Source organism: Microbacterium sp. Leaf351, assembly GCF_001423825.1.
GTDB classification, from domain to species: Bacteria; Actinomycetota; Actinomycetes; order Actinomycetales; family Microbacteriaceae; genus Microbacterium; species Microbacterium ginsengisoli.
The window spans coordinates 966-2,428 of the sequence record NZ_LMPK01000023.1; the positions used below are offsets into that span (position 1 = coordinate 966).

The 1,463-nt window shown below is 64.3% G+C and carries 2 protein-coding genes; one reads left to right on the plus strand and one right to left on the minus strand.

The genetic code is table 11. The features are described 5' to 3' along the window. Positions 1-190 (plus strand): hypothetical protein (locus ASG00_RS07705; protein ID WP_235559435.1); only part of this gene is annotated, 190 nt, incomplete at its 5' end. A gap of 703 nt (positions 191-893) precedes the next feature. Here ASG00_RS07705 and ASG00_RS15765 read toward each other — a convergent pair. After that, positions 894-1,463 (minus strand): Fic family protein (locus tag ASG00_RS15765; RefSeq protein ID WP_200930887.1); only part of this gene is annotated, 570 nt, incomplete at its 5' end.

The following is a 1,463-nucleotide window of genomic DNA, read 5'->3' on the forward strand; positions in this document are numbered from 1 at the left end:
GTCGATCGCCCGCGGCCTGCAGGACCGACGCGGATCCGGGTTGCAGATCCGCGGCGACCTGCTGCTCGAGGCGATCGGCCTGGCGCGCGCGGATGCCGGAGGCCTCGCGTCCTTCCCGCCGCTGTGTCGCGCGCTGCTGTACTTCATCACCGATACGCGGCCCGATGTGGCGATCGCGGCGGGCCGGTAGGTATCGGGGGCGGCGCGCCGCTCAGTCGGGCAGCACTCAGAACGGCCCGTGCAGGCCGACGCTGCGGAAGTGCTCGGCCGCCTTGCGCGGCTCACCGACGGGACGAGCCAGGTATCGACGCAGTCCTCCGAGCGGTCATCCGCGAGCAACTCGGCTTGGCAAGCAAGAACGGCGCGTGCGGGAAGGTCGCGGATCTCTGGTCTGACCTCCGTGACGACGTCGACGCCTTCTTGCGTGATGGGGCATTCTCCGTCGAGCGCGAGGAGGGTCAGCTCGCTGCCTCGCAACGCGGTCGTCCACGGCTAGGCAGGGGTGAACGATTACGTTGTATGGGTTGCCGCGACGGCCCGTGTACCCGAGTTGCGAGACGTGATCGACGGACTCCTCAACGATGAATCGCGCGTGCCATGACGCCGGGCTTGCGCATAGTCGCGGGTAAAACCGTGGGAAAGACCGCAGACAGTCCACGGCTGGCGACGTGTGTCGTTGAAAGGTCGCGACCCGCGAAAAGACTGGCCACGATGGCCAATGTGAGGCGCTGAAACCAGATCGCATAAGGGTTCAAATCCCACCGTCACCGCCATCCGAAACCCCCGCAGATTCATTGAAAAAACTGGGATCGCGGGGGTTTCTATGTGTCCGGGACTACGGCGGTTTCAGCTCGTTAGTCCGATCCATCGCACCGGCCGCCGCACGACCATGGTCACGCTGCGCTGGGCGCGGAGATGATCTCGACGACCTCGGGAGCCCGGAAGGCCATAACCCCGGGAACATGACGTTGTTCGAGGATCCCGATTTCGACCAGCTTTTTGACGGCATTGCTCACGGCCTGATATGTCAGGCCTGTAGCGTCTCGCAAGTTCGGAATGTTGACGTACGGTTGCCCGATCAGGACGTCGGAGATGTCCCGGACGGCTCCGCGCGCACCCGCGGCTCGGAGGCGCTCGTGGTAGCTTGTCTGCAGCTCAAGGAGTCGGCGTATGCGCTCAGCGGAATCGTTGGCAGACGCTTCCAGTCCTTCCGCGAAGAACGAGATCCAGCTGTCCCATGAGCCTGTGGCGCTCACGCTGGCCAGCAAGTCCTGATACTCATCGCGCCTAGCCTCGAACCACGGCGAAACGCTGAGTAGCCCTTCGGACAGCACCCCCAGCCCGACAAGTTGCAGCACGATGAGAAGGCGGCCGATACGACCATTCCCATCGTTGAACGGGTGCAGCGTCTCGAACTGGTAGTGGGCCATAGCTGTGGCGACGATCGGATCGACGTCCTCGGG